Here is a 24,583-nt window from a genome sequence, read left to right as displayed (position 1 = left end):
CGGCAGGCATCCGCTCCAACAGAGACTTTCAGTCGATGTAACCCCCACATCGATAGTCGCGTCCCACCGCGATGAAGGTCTCTCAACGAAGGCTTTGCCGCCCGGAAACCTAGAGCCGGATGATTTCGGGCCTGTTCGACCTGAAATCTGAACCCGCCTCTAAATCAAAGCGCATGATACTTTTCGGCATCATGCTAACGTACATGTTTTTGTTACCTGCTGGAAGTTCAGCATCATGAGCACGCCCGAGCCTTTCAAGGAAGTGCCGCACCGCGGACTGATCACAGTCGCGCTGATGCTGGCGACGATCATGCAGGCGCTCGACACCACGATCGCAAACGTCGCGCTGCCGACCATGACCGGCGACCTCGGCGCCTCGCCCGACAACATCAACTGGGTGCTGACCTCCTATATCGTGGCGGCGGCGATCATGACGCCAGTTACCGGCTGGCTCGCCGACAGGCTCGGCCGCAAGGAGCTGTTCCTCACCGCCGTCGTCGGCTTCACCATCTTCTCCATGCTTTGCGGTCTTGCCTGGAGCCTCGAGACCATAGTGCTCTTCCGCCTGCTGCAGGGCGTGTTCGGCGCGGCCATCGTGCCGCTGTCGCAGACCTTCCTGCTCGACATCAACCCGAAGGAGCGCCATGGCCAGGCAATGGCGATCTGGGGCGCCGGCATCATGCTCGGGCCGATCCTGGGGCCGACGCTCGGCGGCTGGCTGACGGAAAACTTCAACTGGCGCTGGGTGTTCTTCATCAATCTGCCGGTCGGCATCCTCGCCTTCCTCGGCATGGCCGCCTACCTGCCGGTCATCGCCAAGCGCGTGCGCGGCTTCGACTTCTTCGGCTTCGCCATGCTGTCGCTCGGTGTCGGCGCGCTGCAGCTTCTGCTCGACCGCGGCGGCGAGGTCGACTGGTTCAACTCGGCCGAAATCTGGATCGAGCTCGCGCTGTCGCTCACCGGCTTCTGGGTGTTCATCATCCACACGGTGACGGCCGAGCATCCCTTCATCGATCCGAAGATATTCCTCGACCGCAATTTCGTGACCGGGCTGGGCTTCATCTTCGTCATGGGCGTACTGATACTGGCCTCGATGTCGCTGTTGCCGCCGATGCTGGCCAACATCTTCGGCTATCCGACCGTGACCATCGGCGTCGTGCTGGGTCCGCGCGGCATCGGCACGATGATTTCGATGCTGGTCGTCGGCCGCATCATGCACAGGATCGATGCCAGGATCCTCGTCGCCATCGGCTTCCTGCTCACCGCGCAGTCGCTCTACACGATGGCGAGCTTCACGCCGCAGATGGACAATTGGCTGATCATCTCCTCGGGCGTCATCCAGGGTCTCGGCATGGGCATGGTGTTCGTGCCGCTGTCGACGGTCGCCTTCGCCACGCTCGACGCGCGCTACCGCACCGACGCCACCTCGCTGTTCAGCCTGGTGCGCAATCTGGGCTCCTCCATCGGCGTATCGGTGGTCGCGGCGCTGATGGTGCGCAACACCCAGATCAACCACACCGAGCTGTCGGCCTTCATCAATCCGTACAACCCGAATCTGTGGGCCGCTTCTCCGGCGGCCGCCGCCGGCAATCCCCTAGCACTTTCGCAGGTCGACCGCGCGGTGAATGCCCAGGCGATGATGATTTCCTATATCAACGACTTCAAGATCCTGATGGTGATGACGCTGGCCGCCATTCCTTTCGTCATTCTGCTGCGCAAGCCAAAAGCGGCACCGGCGGGCGGGGCGCCGGCCGCGCATATGGATTGATAAAGTCGCTGCTCTCAGCCGGCCGCCTTTTCAGCGGCCCAGCACCAGCGCCCAATAGCGCAACGCCGGATCGCGGCCGTCGCGCACGTAAGCCAGCCCGAAGCGGCTGAAGTCCTGATCGAGCATGTTGCGGCGGTGGCCGGCCGAATGCATCCAGATGTCGAACAGCTTCTCAAGGTCGAAGCGGCCCTCGGCGATGTTTTCGGCGGCGGCGCCGCGCACGCCATTGTCCTTCATGCGCGAGGCGAAATCCTTGCCCCAGCCGGTGGTGTGGCTCATGCGCTCGCGCGAGGCCATATAGCCGGCCTGCTGCAGCGCCGCCTGTTCGAGCTGCGCGTCCGGCGTCAGCGTCGGCAGACCGGCGGAGCTGCGGATACTGGCCAACGTCGCTGTCGCGGACGAAGAGACGCCGGCGCCTTCGCCGGTCGGCACGGAGACGGTGCTGCAGGCGGCTATGCCGGCAAGCGCCACTAGGCCGGCGGCCGCGAGCAACGTGCGGCGGTTGAAATCGGGGGAGGTGGTGATCGAGGTGGTCATGCGGCCTCTGATACCGGCGATCGTGGCTTTTGCCGGGCAGGGCGATGAAAATCGCATGAAGCGCGACATTCCCCGGAAGATCGGTTATCATCCCGGCGTTCTTGAAAGTGGCAGCCACGGGCGGCCACCCAGGCGGTGACCGCCCCCGATATAAAACGGAGGACGGTTATGGCTGGTTTTCATGTCATGGCGGACGCGCGCGGGATGCATGTGCAGCCCACGGTGCGCCACATCACCACGTCGGATCTCTGGGATGCGTTGAGGCTCGGCGCCGAGGATTTCTGGGCCAAGCCGTCGCATTATGTGTTCCTGTGCCTGATCTATCCGATCGTCGGCCTGATCCTGACCCGGTGGAGCTCCGGCTCCAACGCCATCCAGCTCGTCTATCCGCTGATGTCAGGCTTCGCGCTGATCGGGCCCTTCGCGGCCATTGGCCTGTATGAGATCAGCCGCCGGCGCGAGCTCGGCATGAGCAGCCGCTGGCATCATGCGCTCGACGTGCGCCATTCGCCGGCGCTGCCGTCGATCGCTGTCATCGGCGTCCTGCTCTTCGCGCTGTTCCTGTTGTGGCTGTTCGCCGCGCAGTCGCTCTACACCAGCCTGTTCGGCGCCGAGCCGCCCGCTTCGGTCGGCGCCTTTTTGCGCGATGTGCTGACGACCGGCAGGGGCTGGACGTTGATCCTCGTCGGCAACGCCGTCGGTTTCGTTTTCGCCGCCGTCGTTTTGGCCACCACCGTCATTGCCTTTCCGCTGCTGCTTGACCGCGACGTCGGCGCCGTCTCGGCAATTGAAACCTCGGCCCGTGCCGTCATGGCCAATCCGCTGACGATGGCGCTTTGGGGGCTTACGGTCGCCGTGTTGCTGGTGATCGGCTCGATCCCGCTATTTGCCGGGCTTGCCGTCGTCATGCCGATCCTCGGCCACGCGACCTGGCATCTCTACCGCAAGGTGGTCGAGCCGGAGCAGATCCGGCCTGTACGCCGGCCGATGTAGATCTGATGGCTCGCCCTTAGGGTGCGTTGAGATTCAGGTCAGGCCGAGTCGAGAATGATGGCTGTCGAGAACCGGCCTACGCCGGCCGTAGCCTTCATAGAGCAAAGACACTTATGAGGGCTTCGGCCGGCGAAAGCCGGAGCGGAGCGTACTGCCGTACGTGAGCACCGGAAGCGCAGACAGCCGTCATTCGCAGGCCGGTCTCACCTGAATATCAATGTGCCCTAGCGCTGCGCCTCGGTCGCCATCTTCAAGGCCAGGGCGGTCAGCACCGTGCCCATCATCCAGCGCTGCACGACCAGCCAGAACGGCCGTCCGGCGAGGAAATTCGCGATCGAGCCGGCCGTCACCGCAATGATGGCGTTGACGGTGAGGCTGATCGAGATCTGCGTCACGCCGAGCACCAAAAGCTGCGACAGAACATGACCCTTGGCCGGATTGATGAACTGCGGCAGCAGCGACAGGTAGAGCACGGCCACTTTCGGATTGAGCAGGTTGGTCATCAGCCCCATGACGAAGAGCTTGCGCGGCCTGTCCCTCGGCAACTCGCGGACCTGGAAGGGCGAGCGCCCGCCGGGCTTCAGCGCCTGCCAGGCGAGCCACAACAGATAGAGCGCGCCGGCGAAGCGAAGCGCGTCGTAAGCGTATGGCACGGCGAAGATGAGCGCCGTAATGCCGAACGCTGCCGAGACCACATAAAACAGGAAGCCCAGCGCCACGCCGCCGAGCGAGATCAGCCCGGCTTTCGGCCCTTGCGACAGCGAGCGCGAGATCAGGTAGATCATGTTCGGCCCAGGCGTGAGCACCATGCCGAGGCAGATCAGCGCGAAAGTGAGATGATTGGCGGCGTCGGGCATCGGAGTCTCCAAGAGCGAAGACACTGACCACCGACGTCCGCCAACGGCAAGAGCATGATCGCCCGGGCTTTTGCGCCAGTGCTCGAAAATCGGCGAAAGCGCCGCAGCTGCTGATCTCCCCCCTTGCGGGGGAGATGTCCGGCAGGACAGAGGGGGGTGCGAAGGAACGCCTACCCCTTGCCAACTGGGCCAAGACATAGACGATGTATAGGCTGGCTGGAGAGGCCGGCGGGACAGCAGCCCCCTCTGCCTTGCCAGGCATCTCCCCCGCAAGGGGGGAGATTGGCAGCTTCAGCGCTGGCTCCCGCTACCCAACCACGCGCAAATTCGACAGCTCGTTGGCAATCTCCTTGAAGTTGTCGGAGAGCGTCGCCCCAGTGGCGTTCCAGAACAGCTTGGCCGGTTTGCTGGGATCGGTCGGATCCTTGCGGAAGCGGGAATCGGAAGAGCAGGCCTTCAGCGCGGCCATCGCCTTCTGGTCGCTTGAACTGATAGACGACATGTCGAGCGCCACCGTCATCACCATGATGTTGGCCGCCTTGGCATTGTCGCACAGCTTCGCCATCTGCTCGTTCATCGCGGCGGTGTAGTTGCTCGACGAATAGTTGAACTGGCCGATGGCGCTCGACGTGCCGCCGAACAGGCGGGTGACCGATGTGCCGTTATAGCCGACGCCGGTATAGCCGTAGGCGGCATAGGTCGACTTGTTGCCGGCCGGATCGGAACTAACCGTCGAATAGGTGTTCTCGCCGTCGGTGAGCACGATGACGACCTTGTCGTTGCCGCGCTCGGATTCCGGACGGCCTTCGGTGAAGGGTTCGGCGCTCGAAACCGTGCGCCAGCCCCAGGCCATGCCTTCGGGCACATTGGTGTTGCCGTTGGGCTGCATCAGGTCGATCGCCGTCTTGATGGCGGCAAGCCCATCTGTTTGGGTGACGTCGGTGAGCGGCGTGATCGGTGTGGTGGTGCAGCTGTAATTCGGCCCGGCGCCCGGGCTCAATACCGGAGCATTGATCGGCCGTGGCATGAAGTATTTGGCCATATTGGACTGCCTGGTCTTGCCGGTGGTGCTCGACGGATCGTCGTTCCACCAGCTGTTGGCGGCGCCATAGGTCACCGGCCTCGGTTCGTCAGGATCCTGTGTGACATACCAATGGTTGCCGGGCTCGTCGGGCGCGAACATCGGCACGAACATGGTCGCCGGATCGCCGACGCCGATGCCCGTGTTGTTAGGCCCGCCGGAGGCCGGCGTGTCGTTGATATTGTAGGGATAGGGCCGCACTTCCACGCAACCCTGCCAACTGGCGAACGGCCCATAGGTGTCGTTGTAGTCGTATTCGTCGTGGCTATCCGAGCAGGTATGATTGGAACGGTACTTGTCACAGACGACGCGCTTGCTGCCGGCGATGCGTTCGTGGCTGGTGACGACCTTCATATCCCGATAGAGCTCGAAACGGGTCAGTATCTGCCCTTCCTCCGCGCCCCAGCCGGTACCCTTTTTATACCAGATGCCGTTGATTTTCTGAGCGTATTTGGCGGGAGCGTTCAGCGTCGACCAATCGAAATTCTCGTTGGCGATTGGCGACAGCCCGTAGGTGTCCATCCAGGAGGCGTTGTCGTTGTTCGGCCCGACATTGACCGATGCCGCGAACGGCACGAGGCTGAACTGGACCGGCTTGTCGATCTGCTTGATCTGCGCTGCCTGCTGCCCCAGCGTGTCGACGAGCTGCTTGGCCGCCTGCTTGAGCAGGTCGATGCGCTTCTGTCCCGTGCCTGTGCCGGGCGTTGTCATGGAGCCTGAATTGTCGAGCACCATCGCCACTTCCAGCGTGTTCTTCAGCCGCACCTGGGAGTCCATGGCAAGGTTGATCGACTTGTTCGCATCGACCGTGGATGCGCCGACGAGCAGCGAGGAGGACGGGTAGAAATAAGGGTGATAGTTCAGCGTCGCGCTCATCGTGAGCAGACCGCCGCCGGCCTGGCTGGTGGGCAGCGTGATGTTGAGCGAGATGTCGGCGGGGTCGATGTTGTTCAGGTTGGCGTTGAAGAAGTCGACCGCATAGGCTCTGATCTGGTCATCCGTGGCGCCTTCGGCAAGCCGCCGCGCCGCGGCGAAATTGGCGGCGTCGAGCGCGTTGAGCACCATCTGCTTCTGGCGGTTGAGCTCGCTGAAATCGACCGCCATCGCCACTGCTCCCATCAGCGGCACCATGGCGATTGCGGTCATGAGCGCATAGTTGCCGCGGCGGTCACGGCAGAATTGATGCCAGAATTTGCGCATTTTTCTCGAGCGGCCCCCCGCCGGCGGATTCTCTGTCGGGCCACACTTCCACAAAACGCTGAAGGACCGGTTTGGCAAACCGCTCGATTGCTTAACGGCGGCTTCACCAGTCGCTAACCAAATCATTTCTGGTGGTGCTCTGCACGATGAAAACGCCCGCCTGGAGGGCGGGCGTCATCGATCGCTTGTTCGAGCAGATCAGCTGACGATGCGCAGGTTTGACAATTCGTTGCCGATTTCCTTGAAGTCGTCCGACAGTGACGCGCCAGTCGAATTCCAGAACAATTTCTGAGGCTTGCTCGGGTCGGCCGGATCTTTCCGGAAACGCGAGTCCGACGAGCAGGTCTTCAAGGCGTTCATCTGCGCAGCTTCGGCCGTGTTGGTGGAGTCGAGATCGAGCGCGATGGTCATAACGATGATGTTGGCCGCCTTGGCGTTGTCGCATAGCGTTGCCAGATGCTCGCTCATGGCCTTGGTGTAGTTGGCGTTCGAATAATCGCTCTTGCTGACATTGATGCTGGTGCCGAGGAATGGCCGGCCATAGGTGTAGGTGCTTCCGAACGGCTTGGTCTGGCTGCCGTAGGCAAGATATCCAAGCGCGGAATAGATGGCCTTGTTGCCGGAAAGATCGTTGCCGCCGCTCCTGTAGTAAGTGCCGGAGTACGACTGGGCACTCACCGAATCCGGCGTGTAATAGGTATTGGCCCCGTCGGTCAGCACAATCAGAACCTTGTCGTTGCCTTTTTGTGTTTCCGGGCGTCCCTCGGTGAAGGGCGCGGTGCTGGAAAGCGTCCGCCAGCCCCAGGCCATACCTTCCGGCACGTTGGTGGCGCCGACATCGACCATGGCGTCGATCGCGTTCTTGACCGTGGTGGCGCCGGCAGAGGTGGAGACATCGGTCAGCGGCGTGATCGCGGTCGTGCTGCAACTGGTGTTCGGGCCGGCATTGTTGCCGTAGGCGGGGGTGACCTTGTTGCCGTAGTTGAAATATTTCGGCATGTATTTCTGTCGCGTCGGTGTCGGGCTGTCGCTGCTGGACGTCACGTCGAGATGCCAGTTGTTGTTTGCGGGCCGGGAGTAGCCGTCGGTATAGTCGGTCTCGTCAGGCGCGAACATCGGCACGAACAACGTCGCCGGTGTGGAGGTCGAGGCGGCCGTATCCTGGATATTGTACGGATAGGGGCGCGACTCGACGCAGCCGCTCCAGCTCGCGATCGGCGCGTAGGTTATGTTGGACGTGCAAACATTGTTCGAATCTTTGGTGCAAGCCGAAATTCGCTGCATCCATTTGTAGAGCGAGAAGCGCGTCAGCGGCTTGTCTTTTTGGGTGGGATCCCAATCGGTGCCGCGCGCATACCAGATGCTGCCGACCTTCTCGACATATCTCTGGGGCCAGGGCGAATTCCCCTGGGTCATCGTTGTCCAGTCGAAATTCTCGTGCTGGATGGGCGAGATGCCATCCTGATCCATCCACGCCGCCGTCGAGTTGGCCGGGCCTATATTCACCGAGGCGGCGAACGGAACCAGGCTGAACTGAACCGGCTTGGAAATCTGCTTCATCAGCTGCGCTTGCCCCGACAACTGGTCGACAAGCTGCTTGGCGGCACTCTTCAGAAGGTCGAAACGTACTTGATTCGAGCCGTGGCCGAGTTCGGCCATCGAGCCAGAATTGTCGAGCACCAGCGACACTTCCAGCGTGTTCTTAAGGCGGATTTCAGATCTGGCCGAGAAGTTGACGTTCGTCTGGCCCGGCGTTCCGCCAAGCAATGCGACCGCGGCCGGCAGGAAGTAAGGTTGGTACTTCAGGGCGGCTTCGAGCACCAGCGTGCCGCCGCCCGCATTGTTGTTGGGCAAGGTGACCGTCAGCGTCGTGTTCGCCGGAAGGACGTGCCTCAGATTGGCCTCGAAAAATGTCTTGGCATAGGCCTTGGCTTCGGCGTCGGTGGCGCCGGCGACGATCTGCTGTGCCGTTGCGATGCCGGCGGCGTCCAGCGCGTTCAGCGTCTCCTGCCGCTCCCTTATGAGCTCGGTATAGTCGACCGCAAGCGCCACACCGCCCATCAGCGGTATCATGGTGACGGCCGTCATCAAGGCATAGTTGCCTCGTCTGTCGCGTAGGAATTTGCGGATCAATGCCCTTAGCCCCCGCCAGGATCCTATAGTTTCTCGTTTAGCATGATCCAAGAATCGTTAAATTTTAGCTCCCTCGGAAGCGTCAAGACCGCACGGTCGTTTGACAAGGCATTAACCCTGTGCACCGACGCGCCGTCGAAGGCCGATGCCGGAAAGCTGGTGACAGGATGAAGCGCTTCGGTTATGCGGGATCGGCCGTGGCGTCCTCTGAACTGATGAGTGGCTGTCGCGGTCTTGTCAGGATCGAAATCAGGGACACGGCATGGCGGATTCGCCTGACATCATCGCTTCGCTCGACGATCTTGCGGGGCGCTACGCCGCCATACTGTGCGACGTATGGGGCGTCGTGCACAATGGTGAATGGCACTTTCCGGCCGCTGCCGCGGCGCTTGCAAGGGCGCGCGCGGCGAATGTGCCTGTCGTGCTCATCACCAATTCGCCGCGTCGCAGCGCCGACGTCGTCGCCCAGATGAAGGTGATCGGGGTACCGGCCGACACCTTTGACCGCGTCGTCACTTCGGGCGACGTGACCCGCGACCTGATCGCCGAAGGACCGAGGAAGATCTTTCACATCGGTCCCGCGCGCGATTTCACCCTTTATGATGGGCTCGACGTCGATCTCGTCGAGGAATTCGAGGCCTCCGGCATCGTCTGCACCGGCCTCTATGACGACGAGGTCGAGAAGCCCGCCGACTATGCGGAAATGCTGCAGCGGCTGCGTGCCCGCAATCTGCCGTTCATTTGCGCCAATCCCGATATCCTGGTGGAGCGCGGCGAGCGCACCATCTGGTGCGCCGGCGCGCTCGCGCGAGATTACGCGCAGCTGGGTGGCCGTACGTTGATTGCCGGCAAGCCCTTCGCGCCGATCTATGATGTCGCCATGAAAGAGGTCGCCGGCCTTCTTGGCCGCGCCGTCGAGCGCAGCGAGGTCCTCGCCATCGGCGACGGCATGATGACCGACGTCAAGGGCGCGGCCCACAACGGCTTTGACGTGCTCTATGTCTCGGGCGGCATCCACGCTCGCGACTACGGCGATCCGCTCCGCCCCGATCCTGAAAGGCTCGCCGGCTTCCTTGAAAAGCACGGCTACCGGCCGGTCGCCGTCATTGCGCGTCTGCAATAGTTTGGTGGTGTGGCCATGACGGGCGCCTCGACATGAACCAAGACTTCCAACGTCTTTCGGCTGTCGCGCCGCTGCCCGCGCATCTGCGCGGCGGCGTCGTGGCGATCGGTAATTTCGACGGTGTCCATCGCGGCCATCAGTCCGTCCTGGAGCGCGCGCTGAGCGAAGCAACCCGCAATGGCGTGCCCGCTTTGGTGCTCACCTTCGAGCCGCACCCGCGCAAGGTGTTCCGGCCACAGGTGCCGCTCTTCGTGCTGACGCCGCCGCCGATGAAGGCGCGGCTGCTCGCCGGGCTTGGCTTTGCCGCTTTGGTCGAGCAGCCGTTCACGCCCGATTTTGCCTCGCTCTCGCCCGAGGCTTTCGTGACCGATGTGCTGGAGAAGAACCTCGGCATCCGCCACGCCGTCACGGGTTTCGACTTCCATTTCGGCAAGGACCGCCAGGGCGGGCCGGCCTTTCTGATGGCGGCCGGCGAACGGCACGGCTTCGGCGTGACGCTGGTCGACGCCTTCCGCGATGAAGGCGCGGAGGTGGTTTCGTCGAGCCGCATCCGGGACCTGCTCGCCGAAGGCAAGGTGGAGGAGGCCGCCGGCCTGCTCGGCTACCGTTTCACCGTCGAGACTGAGGTGATCGGCGGTCAGCGGCTTGGCCGCACTCTCGGCTTCCCGACCGCCAATATGCGGCTTTCGCCGGAAGCGGCCTTGAAGGAGGGGATTTATGCCGTCCGCTTCCGTCGCGCCGACGGCGCGCTTCATGACGGGGTCGCCAGCTTCGGCCGGCGTCCCACCGTCGACGACAATGGCGTGCCGCTGCTTGAAACCTACGTCTTCGATTTTTCCGGCGATCTTTATGGCGAGACCTGCCAGGTGTCGTTCTTCGGCTTCCTGCGGCCGGAGCTCAAATTCGATGGTCTCGACGCGCTGGTGGCGCAGATGAAACAAGACGAGGCCGAGGCGAGAGCGCTGCTCAAGGGCGTGCGCCCGCTCTCGCAACTGGATGCCGAAATCGCGTTCTAGGTCGTCCTGTTGTTTCTATCGCTTCAAGGCGAGCCCGATGGCGATGAAGCTCCATCCCTGGAACACCAGGTCGATCGCCAGGAAGATGCCAAGAACCCAAAGGCTGTTCACCGGCCAGCCCATGGCGATCATCAGGCCGAGCAGAATGGTGATGATGCCGGCCGCCAGCAGCCATCCCCAGCCTTGCTGCGGCCGATGATGGAAGGCCACCCAGGACCGCAAAAGCCCCGAAGCGACGAGCGCGATGGCCAATAGCAGCGTCAGCACCGCCGAGGCGAGCAACGGGTTGTCGAAGGCGAAGAAGCCGGCGACGGCGTAGAGCAGGCCGCTCAGCAGCCAGTAGAAGAAACGTCCCCAGGTCTTGACCCCGAAGGCGTGGATGATCTCGATGATACCCGCCATCAGCATCAGCCAGCCGACGACATAGACGGAGGCGACGGTGGCGATGAACAGATTGCCGAAAGCGATGCCGCCGAAGATCAGCAGCAACACGCCGAGCGCCACGAACCATCCCCATTTGTCCCGCGTCTGGCCGATCGCGTCTTTCAGAGCATCGCCTTGCAAGGTCATGATCTTTTCCCTCCGATGTCGCCGCGCCGCTTGCGGGTGAAAGGAAGGTAGTCCCGATGAACTTGAGCGTCCAGCGAGCAGCGCGGCGCGTGCGAAGCGCCGCCTTCGTCAGGCCGCCATTTGCCGACGAACCGACTTGGCCGGCGTCGGCCGGATGACCGCGATCGGCGGGCGTGCAGAGATCGTCAACCTGGCGGCGGCTGGATTTCGTCCGGGAAGGGCGCCAGCGTCGCCTCCAGCGTCTCCCGGCCGGCCTGCCCCCAGCTTCGCGCCACGAAATCTGTGGCCTTCGCTTCGTACGGAGCACGGGCCGCGGGCGAAGTGATCCACTCCCGCATCGCGTTTTCCCATGCTTCGACGTCGAGCGGATCAAGGCAGAGTCCCGACGAACCGACTACTTCGGCAATGGCTCCGCCCGTCGAGGCGATCAGCGCCTTGCCGTAGGCCAGCGCCTCGACGGGCGGCAGCCCGTATCCCTCATAGAGCGACGGGTACACGCAGAACGCGCTGTTGCGGTAAAGAAGGGACAGCGTACCGTCATCGACGTTGTCGAGATGAACGAGGCTCTTGCCGTAGGCAGGATGGCCGCGAAGCTTGGCCAGGATGCCGTCGACCATCCAGCCGCTGCGGCCGACGAAAACCAGCTTCATGCCGCTACGCGCGACTGTTCCGTCCAGGACGAGGCGCGTCCAGACATCCATGAGCAGCGAGTGGTTCTTGCGCGGTTCGATGGTGGAAACGAAGACGACGTAGCGATCCGTCTCGAGCCCATCCGGCAGGCGGCCGTCCGCCTTCGATTTGCGGGCACTGTCGCAGCCGAGAGGGACATGCTCCAGCTGCGGCAGGTGGACGCCGCGCTTGGCGGCATATTCCTCGATATCGGTGGTGACGCGCCTCGAGGTCAGGATGAAACGGTCTGCCAGCCTCATCGCCAGATCCACATAGTCCGTGAATCTCTTGACATCGTGCGGCTTGTACCATTCGGGAAACTGGATCGGAATGATGTCGTTCAACAGCACGATCAGCTTTGCGCCGGCCAAGCGCGCCCCGCGCGAAATGATCTCGATATCGGTATGCGCCCAGTCGTTGTTCATCAGGAGCAGATGGTCGCCGGGCGAAAGATCGTATTTGTTGCCGGCCACGGTCCTGAGCGGGACGATCCGGGCGCGTGAACCGCCCACGCCAGCGACTTGCCGCCGCTCGGTTTCCTTCATCAGCCGGTTTTCGATCCGCTCGAGGAAACGAAGCAAAGGGCTGCCGGGATTGCGCAGGCCGAACGCGCCGATTTCCATTATCAGGATCCGGCGCGGTCTGATGATCGCCATCAGCGACCGCCGGGCCCAGTTCGGCCAGCGATCGTAAAAACGCATCTTGAAGCGGGCAGGGTCCGGGTAAAAGCTCATGTCGCACGAAATGTTGCCGGCGATGATCTCCGCCGCCATGGTCAGCGAAACCCGTCTAAGCACCCGCTCGATCGGGTCGAACACCGTGAATGCCACCTCGGAGGCCTTGAATGCGGCCGCCGCGGCTGCGTAGTGGCGTTGCACGCGGACCAGGCCGACCGGGGGGCCGAGCCAGCGCACCATGCTGGAGAGATCGACGACAAGCCGCATCAGCTGGGCCGAATTCTTGCAGGGCGCGAGATCATCCTGCGCCAGGCCAGTCGAGGTCCCAGCGCAAGCGTCCTGAAGGAAGGGGCGCCGACAGCCGCCAGGAACAGCAGCTTGCAAGTGACGGCCATGGGTATGCCCGCGGTTCGCAACAGCAACTCGATGTCGCGTCTTTCCAGGCTGGAGATGCCGGCCCCGGTGGCGGCGCGCGATGCCAGAAAGCTCGCGATGGCCTCGGCGGGTTGGCCGTTGGTGTCGAACGGCTCGGCGCGATTGCGACGCAGCAGCGCCGACTGCCTGGCCAAGGCCGCTGCCGCCTTCTGCTGATCCTGCTTCATGCGCGATACCTGTCCCGGATGCGCTCTCAGCTTCACGAGCTGCGCATCCATGTTGGCCAGTTTTCCGGTCTCGGAAAGCCGCAGCCAAAGATCGTAATCCTCGGCATAGGTGAACGCCCGACGGTAGCCTCCCGCGCGCCGGACGGCCTCGGTCCGGAACATCACCGTCGGATGAAGCATCGGATTGTACCTGGCAAGCGCGTCCCGCAACTGGTCGTTGCCGGCCGGAACGTCTATCGGCCCCAACGGGTTTCCGTCCCGGTCGATCTGCAATCCCGCCGTGCCGAGCAACTGCAAATCGGCGTCGGCCCGGAAACACGCCACCTGCAGGCGCAACCTGTCGGACAGCGAGATATCGTCGCAATCCATGCGCGCGGCAAGAGGGGCCCGCGCGAGCGAAATCCCCATGTTCAGCGCATCGACGATCCCCTTGCCGTGGTTGGCGACAACTTTGACGCGGCCATCACGGTTGCCGATCGATGTCGCGATCGCGGCGCTGTCGTCGCAAGATCCGTCGTCGACAACGATGATTTCGATATCCGCCAGATCCTGGTCCAGGATGCTTTGCAGCGCCTCGCCGACATATTGCGCGCCGTCTCGCACCGGAATGATGACGCTTACTGTCGGCAATGGAACTTTCCTTGCGATGATCGGCCGCGACCGAATGGCCGTTGAATTCTCGGATGTCGGCAGCCTGGCTTCAAAATTCCAATTCCAAAGTTTCCTCGGTCTGTCGACCGTCAATTTCCTTGTCGCGCCGATCCGAGCGGGACCTCAAGCGCGGGCGCGAGCAGCCGCAGCACCGCCTCACGCTTTTTCGCCTTCAACGAGAGGTCGCCATCGAGGCCGACTTCATGAAGCCAGCTTCCCCGCCATTCGCAATAGGCCCGTCTGAGCTCAACCCCCGGCAAGGCCGCGAATGCGGTTATCGGCCGTTGCGGAACCGTGCTCGGATCCACATACCGATAGAGCGCCTCCCAGTTGGCTCCGCCGGTGTCGAGGCCGGCGAACCAGTCGAGCCCGAAATCGAGAGGCTTGCGGCCGACGGCGTCGAATCGGAAGAAGCAATAGCCGGCCCACAAATACCATCGCGAGCCTGCCCTGCGGAGGTCGCCGTGAAACGGCGCAACTTCAAGAGGCTCGAAAGGGTCGCATGGCTGCGTCGGGAAAAGATCCTGGTCCAGGAATCCGAACGCGGTCGGCGCGGCAGGCTTCAGAATATTGTGCCACATCCAGTTGAGCGCCGCGCCATGGGACCGGCTCGGGCTTCTTGCGGTCCACGGATTGGTCGGCAGCCTGACATGCGCGGCGCCATGGGTTGCGCATACCTGCCTGTTGTCGCGTGCGGAAGCTTCGCTGATGCTGTTGTCGGCAACGATGTGGAGATCATGGCGAACGAATCGTCTCGTCAGCCGCAACTGCAATTCCAGGCACTGAGCATCGCCGAAAGCGACGGTAATCAGGACATAGCGATCGCGGGCGGCGGCACGGATCCCTTGGATGTCGCCATTCTTGAGCGGCTGACGCAGAAATCTTCGGTCGATTTTCCGGTAACGGGCACTCTTGACGGCATGCAGCAGCGGCTGCAGCCTCAGCCATTGCCGCAAGTCATATTCGCGCAGGGCCTTTGGCACGGCCGCCGCGGCTTTCAGTCGGACCCGGCTTGGCAGCCACGATCGCCCCGTGGAATTTTCATGCGCGCTCCAATTGAGTTTTTTGAAAAAGCTCGAATGCAACAGCATCCAGGTCTCTTGATAACGGGCTATATACAGCATATGCGTCTTTTCAACACGACCAACATTTGAGCGCCCGGCGTGTTTGTTTGAATGGGGAAGTCTGGGGCGCACCCGGGGTCTCTCTCCGATCTGACTTGGGGGTGGGGTGGCGCTCCGGAAAACGCGATGAGAATCTGCTGCGCAATCTCTACCCTCTTCATGAATGGGGGTCTGCAGAGGGATTGTCTCAATATCAGCGACCGATTGGTCGGGCGCGGCCACAGCGTGACGATCCTGACGACGCGCCAGGTCGGTCATGTCGAGAGTTCGGCTACGATAAAAATCCAGCCGGCAAGGGTTCTCTCCAATCCGGGCACCGAATATGCGCTGGGAAGGTCGGTGCTGACGGCCAGGCGCGACTTCGACTGCGTGGTCGGTTTCAACAAGATGGCGGGTCTGGACATCTACTATGCCGGCGATCCGCCCTATTTTGTGTCGAAGCTCGGATGGTGGCGGCCGTTTTCGCCCCGCTTCATGCGCCAGCAGAATCTCGAATCGATGATCTTTGCCCCTGGCAACACCGTGCAGATCATTGCGCTCAGCGAAAACCAGGCAGCGCTTTACCGAGACTTCTGGCGAACCGAGGAATCGCGCATTCACGTCGTCGGCCCGACGCTCGATCCGAAACGCCGCAGACCGGAACTGCTCACTGTCGACCGCAATGAGATCCGCGATCGTTTTGGGCTTCCCCGCAAATCCGTCATTGCCTTGACCATCGCCAACAGATTGAAGGTGAAGGGTCTCGATCGGGCGGTAAGGGGCCTTCAGCCGTTCCCGGATATTCATTGGCTGATCGCCGGTCTTCGAAAAGGCAGCGAGGAAGAAACGCGACTTCGCGCTCTGATTGCCAAATCCGGCATGTCGGAACGGGTTACCCTGCTGGGCATCCAGGAAGACATTCCGGCGATTGTGGTTGCAAGCGATTTCATGCTGCATCCGGCTCGTCTTGAAAATACAGGCACGGTGATCCTCGAGGCACTCGCAAACGGCTTGCCCGTCATCGCATCGGACGCCTGCGGATATGCAAAATATGTCGAAGCCAGCGGAGCGGGGCTGGTGGTGGCCAACCGCGACGATCCTGAAATCTGGCGGCAGGCAATCCTGAAGGCCGGCAACCCGGCGGTCCCCGCGCAATGGCACAAGGCGGCTCTTGCCTACGGGGCATCGAATCCGCTTACCGGCGGACTGGAAGCGGCCTGCGATCTGATAGAGACGTCTCGCCGCACCCGGCGTGTCGCCTAATTCGTCCGTCGATTCCGCTGGTTCCGACGTTACGACTTTAAGTCAAATTTTACCGAACGCACGGCATGGCTTGAGCGCTGGCAGGTGGTGCTGCCGGCGCGTTTCGCGTAAGGGGTGACGATGCGTATTGTCGGGACGATTCCGCTGGCCGTCGCCATGGGCCTGTCCACCGCGCCCTCCGCCCAGGCTGGCGAGGGCAGCTGGATATCCGGCGACTGGTATCTGACGCTCGGCGCCACAGCGCTGGTCGCGCCGAACTTCGAGGGCGGCAAGAAATACATGCTCAGCGCCCAGCCGATCATTTCGCTCGGCAAGGTCGGTCCGGAGGCGCGTTTCACCTCGCGCAACGACAATATCTCGCTGGCGCTGATCGATGACGGTTCCGTTCGCGCCGGCTTGACCGGCAAGTTCATATTCTCGCGCGAGAGCAAGGATGAGCTCAAGGGGCTCGATCCGGTGCGCTTCGGCGGCGAGGTGGGCGGCTTCTTCGAATTTTATCCGCTGGACTGGCTGCGCGCGCGGGCCGAGCTGCGGCATGGCATCCGCTCCCACAACGGCTTCGTCGCCGATATCGCGGCCGACGCCTTCTACGACATCACGCCGACCGTTCGCATTTCCGGCGGTCCGCGCGTTTCCTTCGCCTCATCGGACTATTTCGATGCCTATTACGGCGTCAATGCCAAGGAAGCGGCGGCTTCGGGCTTGAGCGAGTACCATCCGGGCGGCGGTGTGAAGTCGACAGGCCTCGGCGGCGCGATCACCTGGAAGGTGACCGAGCCGATGACAGCGAGCGTCTTCACCGAATATTCGCGCCTGATGGGGCCGGCTGCCGATTCCAGCCTGGTCAAGGAACGGGGCGACCGCAACCAGTGGACCTTCGGTGTCTCGACCACTTACCGCTTCAATTTCACGATGTAGGTCGCGAAAGCGGCCTCATGCCTTGAAATCCGCGCTTTATTCCTGCCGCGCCATCCGCTAAAAGGCACGCCATGACGAGCTTTTCGCGCCTTTTCGCGATCGCGATACGAATTACGGGCCCGGTGTTCCGGGCGGCCTGAGCGCCGCTGGAGCCGCCGGGAGTTTTCGCGCGCGCCCCTCGCGTTTTTTCATGAACATCAACGCATATCGCTCGAAGGTGGCTTCGTTTTTTTGGGAAAACGATATGCGTCAAAGCAAGACCTGAACGCCCGACTTTTGTCGTCGGGTACCCTGAGATGACAGATCAATGACCGACACCGTTAAGACGATCGACTATTCCAAAACGCTTTATTTGCCGCAGACGGATTTTCCCATGCGCGCCGGCCTGCCCGAGAAGGAGCCTGGCCTGGTCCAGCGCTGGCAGGACATGGACCTTTACAGAAAGCTGCGCGAAGAGGCCGCCGGCCGACAGAAATTCGTGCTGCATGACGGCCCGCCCTACGCCAACGGCAACATCCATATCGGCCATGCGCTGAACAAGATCCTCAAGGATGTCATCAACCGCTCCTTCCAGATGCGCGGCTACGACGCCAACTACGTGCCGGGCTGGGACTGCCACGGCCTGCCGATCGAATGGAAGATCGAGGAGCAGTACCGCGCCAAGGGCAAGAACAAGGACGAGGTGCCGGTCAACGAGTTCCGCAGGGAATGCCGCGACTTCGCCCAGCATTGGATCAAGGTGCAGGGCGGCGAGTTCCAGCGCCTCGGCGTCATCGGCGATTTCGATAATCCCTATACGACCATGGCTTACCATGCCGAGTCGCGCATCGCCGGCGAGCTGTTGAAATTCGCCATGTCCGGTCAGCTCTACCGAGGCTCGAAGCCTGTGATGTGGAGCGTGGTCGAGCGCACCGCGCTCGCCGAGGCCGAAGTCGAATATCAGGACTATGAGAGCGACACGGTCTGGGTGAAGTTTCCGGTCGCGAGCCTCGCCCAGCCGGTCGCCGGCGCCGCGCCGGCGCTGGAAAAAGCCGCGCTCGATCTGGTCGAGGCGCATGTCGTCATCTGGACCACCACGCCCTGGACCATCCCCGGCAACCGCGCCGTGAGCTATTCGCCGCGCATCGCCTATGGCCTCTATGAGGTGACGGCGGCGGAGAACGCCTTTGGCCCGCAGCCCAGCGAGAAGCTGATCTTTGCAGACGCCTTGGCCGAGGAATGCGCCGCCAAGGCCAAGGTCACGTTCAACAGGCTTCACAGCGTCTCGGCCGAACAACTTGGGAAGCTTACGCTTTCGCATCCTTTCAAGGGCCTCGGTGGCGGCTATGAGTTCCCGGTGCCGATGGTTGCCGGCGAGCATGTCACCGAAGATGCCGGCACCGGCTTCGTGCACACCGCGCCCGGCCATGGCCGCGAGGACTTCGACGCTTGGATGGAGGCGGCCGCTGACCTTCGGGCGCGAGGCGTCGACACCACGATGCCCTTCACGGTGGACGATGCCGGCTTCTTCACCAAGGACGCGCCGGGCTTCGGCCCAGGACGCGAAGGTGGTGCGGCGCGCGTCATCGACGACAACGGCAAGAAGGGCAACGCCAACCAGGCGGTCATCGACGAGCTGATCAAGCGCAACGCGCTCTTCGCGCGCGGCCGGCTGAAGCACAGCTATCCGCATTCCTGGCGCTCCAAGAAGCCGGTCATCTTCCGCAACACGCCGCAATGGTTCGTCTATATGGACAAGGACCTGGGCGACGGCACGACGCTGCGCAGCCGCGCGCTGAAGGCGATCGACGACACGCGCTTCGTGCCGGCGGCGGGCCAGAACCGCATCCGCGCCATGATCGAGGAGCGCCCGGACTGGGTGCTGTCGCGCCAGCGCGCCTGGGGCGTGCCGATCGCCGTCTTCGCCGACGAGGACGGCAATGTGCTCAAGGACGAAGCCGTCAACCGGCGCATCATGGACGCTTTCGAGAAGGAAGGCGCCGACGCCTGGTTCGCCGAGGGCGCCAAGGCGCGCTTCCTTGGCAATCACGACGCCTCGAAATGGCACCAGGTGATGGACATCCTCGACGTCTGGTTCGATTCCGGCTCGACGCATGTCTTCACGCTGGAAGACCGTCCGGACCTCAAATGGCCGGCCGACGTCTATCTCGAAGGCTCGGACCAGCATCGCGGCTGGTTCCATTCCTCGCTGCTCGAAAGCTGCGGCACCAGGGGCAGGGCGCCCTACGACACGGTCATCACCCATGGCTTCACCATGGATGAGGAAGGCCGCAAGATGTCGAAGTCGCTCGGCAACACCGTCGTGCCGCAGGACGTCATCAAACAGTCCGGCGCCGATATCCTGCGGCTCTGGGTGGTGACGACCGATTATTGGGAAGACCAGCGCCTCGGCAAGAACGTGCTGCAGACCAATATCGACGCCTACCGCAAGCTCAGAAACACGATCCGCTGGATGCTGGGCACGCTTGCCCATGACGACGGCCAGGATGTACCGGTCGAGGCCATGCCGGAACTGGAGCGGCTGATGCTGCACCGGCTGTCGGAGCTGGACGAGGTGGTGCGCCAGGGCTACGACGCGTTCGAGTTCAAGCGCATCACCCGTGCGCTGCTCGACTTCATGGTGGTGGAGCTTTCGGCCTTCTATTTCGATATCCGCAAGGACGCGCTTTACTGCGACGGACCGTCGAGCCTGCGCCGCAGGGCGGCCGTGCAAGTCGTGCGCCACCTCTTCGAATGCCTGGTGAAATGGCTCGCGCCGATGCTGCCCTTCACCACCGAGGAAGCCTGGCTCGACCGCCATCCGGAAGCTGTCTCGGTGCATCTCGATCAGTTCCCGGCGATCCCGCAGAACTGGCGCGACGAGGCGCTGGCCGAGAAATGGCGCAAGGTGAGACAGGTGCGCCGCGTCGTCACCGCCGCGCTGGAGATCGCGCGCGCCGAGAAGCTGATCGGTTCTTCGCTCGAGGCCGTGCCGGTGGTCACCATCGACGACGCCGCGCTGGAGGCGGCGATCGCCGATGTCGACATGGCCGAGATGGCGATCACCAGCGACCTCGTCATCAGCCGCGGCAAGGCGCCGGAAGGCGCCTTCACGCTCGACGACGTCAAGGGCGTGGCGGTTGTGGTGGAGAAAGCCGAGGATCGCGGTCTGCTCAAATGCGCGCGCTCCTGGCGCTACACCGCCGATGTCGGCCAGGACCCGGAATTCCCGGACGTTTCGGCCCGCGATGCGGCCGTGCTGCACGAGCTGAAGGCGCTTGGGCGGTTTTAGCGCATGTCGCCCAAAAGCATGCGCTCGGGCTTGACCCGGGCGGGCGCAGCGGTTTTGGGATCCAGTGCAAAAGTAGCACGCCGGGCGGCCAATCGCCGCCCGCGCGTTGCCCTTAATAAGTGGTTGAGGTAAACACGCGACACTCCGGCAGACAAATTGTCGCCGGATTTCCATCGCAAGTGCGGGGAAGAAGGGGACCGTGCCGTTGGCCGGTGGCGACCGAAAGGCTGTTAGAGTGGGACTTTTTGGCATGACCGACAGAACGTTTGCGCGCGCCGCGCTGATGGCGCCGCTTGTGGTATCGGCCATCGCAATGTCCGGCTGCGTGAGCTCGCCCACCTACGGGACCGGCAAGACCGCCGCCGCGCAGCTGTTCGATGATGTTTCCGGCGCTGCCGCGATCACGCCGAAGCGTCGCGATCCGATCGACTACAAGCCGCGTCCTGAACTGGTGAAGCCCGCTCCCGGGCAGAAGGAAAATCTGCCGGCGCCGCAGCAGAGCATCCAGACGGCGAGCGCCGACTGGCCCGAATCGCCGGAGGCGCGCCGCGCCCGCATCCGCGCCGACGCCACCGCGCACCAGAACGATCCGAACTACCAGCCTGAAGCGGCCGAGGATGTGCAGACCGATCCCGAAGCGGTGAAGAAGGCGATGGCGGATTCGGGTTCCAGCCACCCGCCGCGCTGGTCGCCGGATGATTCCAGCGCCACGCGCCGCGCCGAGGTTCAGCGCCGGCTGGCCGAACAGAAGCAGGGCGATCCGACCACTCGCAAATATCTGAGCGAGCCGCCGCTTGCCTATCGCCAGGCGGCCGCCACCGCGCCGCAGAACGAGCTCGGCGAGGACGAGTACAAGAAGGAGCGCCGTCTCAAGGCGCAGGCCGAAGGCAAGAAGGGCGGCTGGTTCGACTGGCTGGGGCTCTGAATAGTCAGTAGTCACCTACTCACTACTCACTACTCACTCCACTTCACCCACCATCCCGTCTCTCGCGAAAAAAGTCCTTGAGTATGAGGGCGGCGTCGCTCTCGCCCATTCCCGGATAGATGTCCGGGGTGTGGTGGCAGGTGGGCGAAGCGAAGAAGCGCACGCCGTTGATCACCGAGCCGCCTTTCTCGTCGGCGGCGCCGAAATAGAGCCGCCGCAGCCGGGCGAAGGAGATCGCGCCGGCGCACATCGCGCAGGGCTCCAGCGTCACATAGAGATCGTGGCCGGTGAGACGCTCGCTTGCGAGCTTCCGGCAGGCCTCGCGGATCGCCAGCATCTCGGCATGCGCGGTCGGGTCCGAGAATTCGCGCGTGCGGTTGCCGGCTTTCGCGACCACCGTGCCGCCATTCGCGATCACGGCTCCGACCGGCACTTCGCCGCGGCCGGCGGCCGCTTCGGCCTCTTCAAGCGCCAGGGCCATGAAATCCGGTCGTTTCAAGCGGTCTCCATTCCGATTACTCCTCGCCACCCGACAGCGATCCTGTTATCTAGCGCGAGACCTTGAAAACCGGAATCGGTTTTTGCCGCGCTGGCATATGCGCAAAATCAAGAATGACACTGCCTGCGTTGGGCGTCCGCAAGGGCGCGCGGCGTCGTAGCAGGCAAAGACGAGCAAAGTAATGAACGACGACAAGAAATCTCCACGCGGGCCTCGCAAAGGCGGCTCGAAACCGGCGGACCAGCGAGGCCGCGGCGGCAAGCCGAGCTTCGGTCCCAAGAAACCGTTCGTGAAGCGCGAGCGGCCTATGGCCGCCGAAGGCGAGCGCCGCGATGTCGACGGCGGACGCCGCGACTTCAAGCGCAGCTACAAGCCACGCGAAGCGGGCGAGGGCGCTGAGCGCGGCGAAAGGCCTTTCCGCAAAGGCCCGCGTCCGGAAGGCAAGCCGTTTGAGAAGCGCGAGGGCCGCAAGCCCTACGCACCGCGCGGCGCCCGGCCGACGGCTGCCGACGGCGAGCGCCCAGCCCGGGATTTCCAGCGCAGCTACAAGCCACGCGAAGCGGGCGAGGGCGCTGAGCGCGGCGAAAGGCCTTTCCGCAAAGGTCCGCCACGCGACGGCAAGCCCTTCGAGAAGACACGCAAGCCTTACACACCGCGTGGCGACCGGCCGGTGGCCGCCGACGGTGAGTGGGAAGAAAGACGTTTCGACCGTCCCAAGCGCGAATTCGGTGATCGCCCGGTACGCGACTTCGCCGACCGGCCGAAGCGCGACTTCAGCGATCGCCCGCCGCGCGACGCCACCGCAAGAAAGCCGGAAGGCGGCTTCAAGCCGCGGCCGCGTCCCCCGGAAGCCGCGCCGGAAAGCGGCGAGCGCATCGCCAAGCGGCTGGCGCGCGCCGGCATCGCTTCGCGCCGCGACGCCGAGGAGCTGATCGCCGCCGGCCGCGTCAAGGTGAACGGCAAGGTGCTGGACTCGCCGGCCTTCAATGTCGGCGCCAACGATGTCATTCATCTCGACGGCACCGAGATTCCCCCGATCGAGCGCACGCGCCTCTTCCTGTTCCACAAGCCGGCGGGCGTCGTCACCACCAACCGCGATCCGGAAGGCCGCAAGACCGTCTTCGACGTGCTGCCGCCGGATCTGCCGCGGCTGATGACGATCGGCCGGCTCGACATCAACACCGAGGGCCTGCTGCTCTTGACCAATGACGGCGGGCTGTCGCGCGTGCTCGAATTGCCGGCGACCGGCTGGCTGCGGCGCTATCGTGCGCGCGTCCACGGCAAGGTCGAGGAGAGCGCGCTCGCCGGCCTGCGCGAAGGCATCGCCGTCGACGGCGTCTTCTACGGCTCGATCGAAGCTTCGCTCGATCGCGAGCAGGGCACCAATGCGTGGCTGACGCTCGGCTTGCGCGAAGGCAAGAACCGCGAGGTGAAGAACATCCTCGGCGCGCTTGGCCTCGACGTGACGCGGCTGATCCGCATCTCCTACGGGCCGTTCCAGCTCGAGGATCTGCCGGAGGGCCATGTGCTCGAGATCAAGGGCCGCGTGTTGCGCGAGCAGCTTGGCGAGCGGCTGATCGAGGAGTCCGGCGCCAATTTCGATGCCGAGATCCAAAAGCCGTTCTCCAACAAGCCGGTGCGCGGCGGCGGGCCTCGCCGGGAAGAGGCCGACCGGCCGAAATTCACGCGCGACGGCGACCACCGGCCGATCGGCGAGGGCGGGCTGATCAAGGCGCGCAAGCGCCGCGAAGGCAGCCGCGACGAGGCGCTGAGCAAGCTCTCGACAAAGCCGGACAGGGCATTTGGGCCGGACCGGACGTTCGGCGAGCGCGGCCCGAAATCCGACCGCGGCGGTTTCGGCGACAAGCCGCGGTTTGGGGGCAAGAAATCCGAGCGCGAGCAGCGGCCGATCGAGCCGCCGGGCCAGCGCAAGGCCAATGTCTGGATGGCGCCGGGCGCCCGCCCGATCGGCAAGGGCAGGGCGGAGGCCGATGCCGCCAAGGCCGCCGAGGCGAAGGCGCGCAAGGCATCCTACAAGCCGGGCGGCAAGGGCAAGCCAGGCGCGAAGCCGTTCGGCAAGCCTCGCGGCGAGCGTCCTGAAGGTGATGGCGGCGACAGGCCGCGCGGTCCGAAGAGGGGCGGCGATGCGGATCGTCGGCGGTGAATTCCGCGGGCGTCCGCTGGCGACGCCGAAAAGCAACGCAATCCGCCCGACCACCGACCGCACCCGCGAGGCGGTGTTCAACGTCCTGGCGCATCGCTACGCGGAAAAGCTCGAGGGCGGCCGCGTGCTCGACCTTTTCGCCGGCACCGGCGCGCTCGGACTTGAGGCGCTGTCGCGCGGCGCTTCCTACTGCGTCTTCATCGAAGAATCGACCGAAGGGCGAGGCCTGATCCGCGAGAATGTCGAGGCCTATGGCCTCACCGGCCGCACCAAGATTTTTCGTCGCGACGCCGCTCATTTGGGCGAAGCCGGCACGATCTCGCCCTTCGGCCTGGTCTTCGCCGATCCGCCCTATGGCAAAGGGCTCGGCGAACGCGCGCTGCGCTCGGCCAAGGCCGGCGGCTGGCTGCTGCCTGGCGCGCTCTGCGTCGTCGAGGAGGCTGCCTCGGCGGCGTTCGAACCGGGCGCCGGTTTTTCCGTGATGGACGAGCGCAATTACGGCGAAACGGTCATCCGCTTCGTCGAGGCCAACTAGCCTCGCCTCGAAAATGCCGAACAAATCA

At 63.6% G+C, this 24,583-nt stretch carries 19 protein-coding genes; 10 read left to right on the top strand and 9 right to left on the bottom strand.

Annotated features, from left to right (window positions below):
* Window positions 1-235 precede the first annotated feature (235 nt).
* Entirely contained in the window at window positions 236-1,768 is a 1,533-nt protein-coding gene (locus tag LB526_RS08225; RefSeq protein ID WP_224627191.1) for a DHA2 family efflux MFS transporter permease subunit, read from the top strand.
* A 30-nt stretch (window positions 1,769-1,798) separates the two neighbouring features.
* Here the strand turns inward: LB526_RS08225 and LB526_RS08220 are convergent, their stop codons facing one another.
* Window positions 1,799-2,305, bottom strand: a complete 507-nt coding sequence (locus LB526_RS08220) for a CAP domain-containing protein (RefSeq protein WP_224610657.1) — start codon at window positions 2,303-2,305, stop codon at window positions 1,799-1,801.
* A 168-nt stretch (window positions 2,306-2,473) separates the two neighbouring features.
* Between LB526_RS08220 and LB526_RS08215 the strand changes: the two genes are divergently transcribed.
* Window positions 2,474-3,298 (top strand): DUF2189 domain-containing protein, encoded by an 825-nt coding sequence (locus LB526_RS08215; RefSeq protein ID WP_224529322.1) that lies wholly within the window; start codon window positions 2,474-2,476, stop codon window positions 3,296-3,298.
* Window positions 3,299-3,522: 224 nt separating this feature from the next.
* On the opposite strand, the gene LB526_RS08210 is transcribed toward LB526_RS08215, so the two are convergent.
* The 3 genes from LB526_RS08210 to LB526_RS08200 form a co-directional block, all read right to left on the bottom strand.
* Window positions 3,523-4,155 (bottom strand): LysE family translocator, encoded by a 633-nt coding sequence (locus LB526_RS08210; RefSeq protein ID WP_140656967.1) that lies wholly within the window; start codon window positions 4,153-4,155, stop codon window positions 3,523-3,525.
* 307 nt (window positions 4,156-4,462) lie between these two features.
* The gene (locus LB526_RS08205; protein ID WP_224627189.1) at window positions 4,463-6,436 is read right to left on the bottom strand and encodes a TadE/TadG family type IV pilus assembly protein; all 1,974 of its coding nucleotides are present in this window, start codon (window positions 6,434-6,436) and stop codon (window positions 4,463-4,465) included.
* A gap of 198 nt (window positions 6,437-6,634) precedes the next feature.
* Window positions 6,635-8,524, bottom strand: coding sequence for a pilus assembly protein (locus LB526_RS08200; RefSeq protein ID WP_224627187.1), 1,890 nt, complete (start codon window positions 8,522-8,524; stop codon window positions 6,635-6,637).
* Window positions 8,525-8,831: 307 nt separating this feature from the next.
* On the opposite strand from LB526_RS08200, the gene LB526_RS08195 reads away from it, so the two are divergent.
* Together LB526_RS08195 and LB526_RS08190 are read left to right on the top strand one after the other, a co-directional pair.
* The gene (locus tag LB526_RS08195; protein ID WP_224627185.1) at window positions 8,832-9,692 is read left to right on the top strand and encodes a TIGR01459 family HAD-type hydrolase; all 861 of its coding nucleotides are present in this window, start codon (window positions 8,832-8,834) and stop codon (window positions 9,690-9,692) included.
* A gap of 32 nt (window positions 9,693-9,724) precedes the next feature.
* Window positions 9,725-10,708 carry a bifunctional riboflavin kinase/FAD synthetase gene (locus tag LB526_RS08190; RefSeq protein WP_224627183.1) on the top strand — a complete coding sequence of 328 codons (984 nt, stop codon included), beginning with the start codon at window positions 9,725-9,727 and terminating at the stop codon, window positions 10,706-10,708.
* Window positions 10,709-10,723: 15 nt separating this feature from the next.
* On the opposite strand, the gene LB526_RS08185 is transcribed toward LB526_RS08190, so the two are convergent.
* The 4 genes from LB526_RS08185 to LB526_RS08170 form a co-directional block, all read right to left on the bottom strand.
* Window positions 10,724-11,278, bottom strand: coding sequence for an HdeD family acid-resistance protein (locus tag LB526_RS08185; RefSeq protein ID WP_224601569.1), 555 nt, complete (start codon window positions 11,276-11,278; stop codon window positions 10,724-10,726).
* A 185-nt stretch (window positions 11,279-11,463) separates the two neighbouring features.
* Window positions 11,464-12,891, bottom strand: a complete 1,428-nt coding sequence (locus LB526_RS08180) for a glycosyltransferase family 4 protein (protein WP_224627182.1) — start codon at window positions 12,889-12,891, stop codon at window positions 11,464-11,466.
* Window positions 12,891-13,856, bottom strand: a complete 966-nt coding sequence (locus LB526_RS08175; RefSeq protein WP_224627180.1) for a glycosyltransferase — start codon at window positions 13,854-13,856, stop codon at window positions 12,891-12,893. Before LB526_RS08175 ends, LB526_RS08180 begins: the two co-directional genes overlap by 1 nt.
* A 110-nt stretch (window positions 13,857-13,966) precedes the next feature.
* The gene (locus tag LB526_RS08170) at window positions 13,967-14,968 is read right to left on the bottom strand and encodes a hypothetical protein (protein WP_224627178.1); all 1,002 of its coding nucleotides are present in this window, start codon (window positions 14,966-14,968) and stop codon (window positions 13,967-13,969) included.
* A gap of 84 nt (window positions 14,969-15,052) precedes the next feature.
* Here LB526_RS08170 and LB526_RS08165 point away from each other — a divergent pair, with 84 nt between their 5' ends.
* From LB526_RS08165 to LB526_RS08150, 4 genes are all read left to right on the top strand, one after another.
* Window positions 15,053-16,243, top strand: a complete 1,191-nt coding sequence (locus tag LB526_RS08165) for a glycosyltransferase family 4 protein (protein ID WP_411967269.1) — start codon at window positions 15,053-15,055, stop codon at window positions 16,241-16,243.
* Window positions 16,244-16,363: 120 nt separating this feature from the next.
* On the top strand, window positions 16,364-17,161 hold the full coding sequence (locus tag LB526_RS08160; RefSeq protein WP_224627174.1) for a MipA/OmpV family protein: 798 nt from the start codon (window positions 16,364-16,366) through the stop codon (window positions 17,159-17,161).
* A 307-nt stretch (window positions 17,162-17,468) separates the two neighbouring features.
* Window positions 17,469-20,432, top strand: coding sequence for an isoleucine--tRNA ligase (ileS, locus tag LB526_RS08155; protein WP_224627172.1), 2,964 nt, complete (start codon window positions 17,469-17,471; stop codon window positions 20,430-20,432).
* A 283-nt stretch (window positions 20,433-20,715) separates the two neighbouring features.
* Entirely contained in the window at window positions 20,716-21,357 is a 642-nt protein-coding gene (locus LB526_RS08150; RefSeq protein WP_411967300.1) for a hypothetical protein, read from the top strand.
* Between the two features lie 43 nt (window positions 21,358-21,400).
* Here LB526_RS08150 and LB526_RS08145 read toward each other — a convergent pair whose 3' ends face one another.
* Window positions 21,401-21,856 (bottom strand): nucleoside deaminase, encoded by a 456-nt coding sequence (locus LB526_RS08145; protein ID WP_224544715.1) that lies wholly within the window; start codon window positions 21,854-21,856, stop codon window positions 21,401-21,403.
* 181 nt (window positions 21,857-22,037) lie between these two features.
* Between LB526_RS08145 and LB526_RS08140 the strand changes: the two genes are divergently transcribed.
* Window positions 22,038-24,020, top strand: coding sequence for a pseudouridine synthase (locus LB526_RS08140; RefSeq protein ID WP_224544716.1), 1,983 nt, complete (start codon window positions 22,038-22,040; stop codon window positions 24,018-24,020).
* Window positions 24,001-24,555 (top strand): 16S rRNA (guanine(966)-N(2))-methyltransferase RsmD, encoded by a 555-nt coding sequence (rsmD, locus tag LB526_RS08135; protein WP_224544717.1) that lies wholly within the window; start codon window positions 24,001-24,003, stop codon window positions 24,553-24,555. Before LB526_RS08140 ends, rsmD begins: the two co-directional genes overlap by 20 nt.
* The last annotated feature ends 28 nt before the right edge of the window (window positions 24,556-24,583 follow it).

The organism is Mesorhizobium sp. CA6 (genome assembly GCF_020165035.1).
GTDB lineage: Bacteria > Pseudomonadota > Alphaproteobacteria > Rhizobiales > Rhizobiaceae > Mesorhizobium.
Note: the sequence above shows the minus strand (reverse complement) of the source record. Positions and strands in the feature narration are given on the sequence as shown.

Coding starts and splice junctions, on each gene's coding strand:
- LB526_RS08205 (WP_224627189.1), bottom strand. CDS start 6,436: ATGCGCAAATTCTGGCATCAATTCTGCCGTGACCGCCGCGGCAACTAT.
- LB526_RS08210 (WP_140656967.1), bottom strand. CDS start 4,155: ATGCCCGACGCCGCCAATCATCTCACTTTCGCGCTGATCTGCCTCGGC.
- LB526_RS08215 (WP_224529322.1), top strand. CDS start 2,474: ATGGCTGGTTTTCATGTCATGGCGGACGCGCGCGGGATGCATGTGCAG.
- LB526_RS08190 (WP_224627183.1), top strand. CDS start 9,725: ATGAACCAAGACTTCCAACGTCTTTCGGCTGTCGCGCCGCTGCCCGCG.
- LB526_RS08165 (WP_411967269.1), top strand. CDS start 15,053: ATGGGGAAGTCTGGGGCGCACCCGGGGTCTCTCTCCGATCTGACTTGG.
- LB526_RS08195 (WP_224627185.1), top strand. CDS start 8,832: ATGGCGGATTCGCCTGACATCATCGCTTCGCTCGACGATCTTGCGGGG.
- LB526_RS08160 (WP_224627174.1), top strand. CDS start 16,364: ATGCGTATTGTCGGGACGATTCCGCTGGCCGTCGCCATGGGCCTGTCC.
- LB526_RS08220 (WP_224610657.1), bottom strand. CDS start 2,305: ATGACCACCTCGATCACCACCTCCCCCGATTTCAACCGCCGCACGTTG.
- LB526_RS08185 (WP_224601569.1), bottom strand. CDS start 11,278: ATGACCTTGCAAGGCGATGCTCTGAAAGACGCGATCGGCCAGACGCGG.
- ileS (WP_224627172.1), top strand. CDS start 17,469: ATGACCGACACCGTTAAGACGATCGACTATTCCAAAACGCTTTATTTG.
- LB526_RS08150 (WP_411967300.1), top strand. CDS start 20,716: ATGGCGCCGCTTGTGGTATCGGCCATCGCAATGTCCGGCTGCGTGAGC.
- LB526_RS08170 (WP_224627178.1), bottom strand. CDS start 14,968: ATGCTGTTGCATTCGAGCTTTTTCAAAAAACTCAATTGGAGCGCGCAT.
- LB526_RS08180 (WP_224627182.1), bottom strand. CDS start 12,891: ATGCGGCTTGTCGTCGATCTCTCCAGCATGGTGCGCTGGCTCGGCCCC.
- rsmD (WP_224544717.1), top strand. CDS start 24,001: ATGCGGATCGTCGGCGGTGAATTCCGCGGGCGTCCGCTGGCGACGCCG.
- LB526_RS08200 (WP_224627187.1), bottom strand. CDS start 8,524: ATGACGGCCGTCACCATGATACCGCTGATGGGCGGTGTGGCGCTTGCG.
- LB526_RS08140 (WP_224544716.1), top strand. CDS start 22,038: ATGAACGACGACAAGAAATCTCCACGCGGGCCTCGCAAAGGCGGCTCG.
- LB526_RS08225 (WP_224627191.1), top strand. CDS start 236: ATGAGCACGCCCGAGCCTTTCAAGGAAGTGCCGCACCGCGGACTGATC.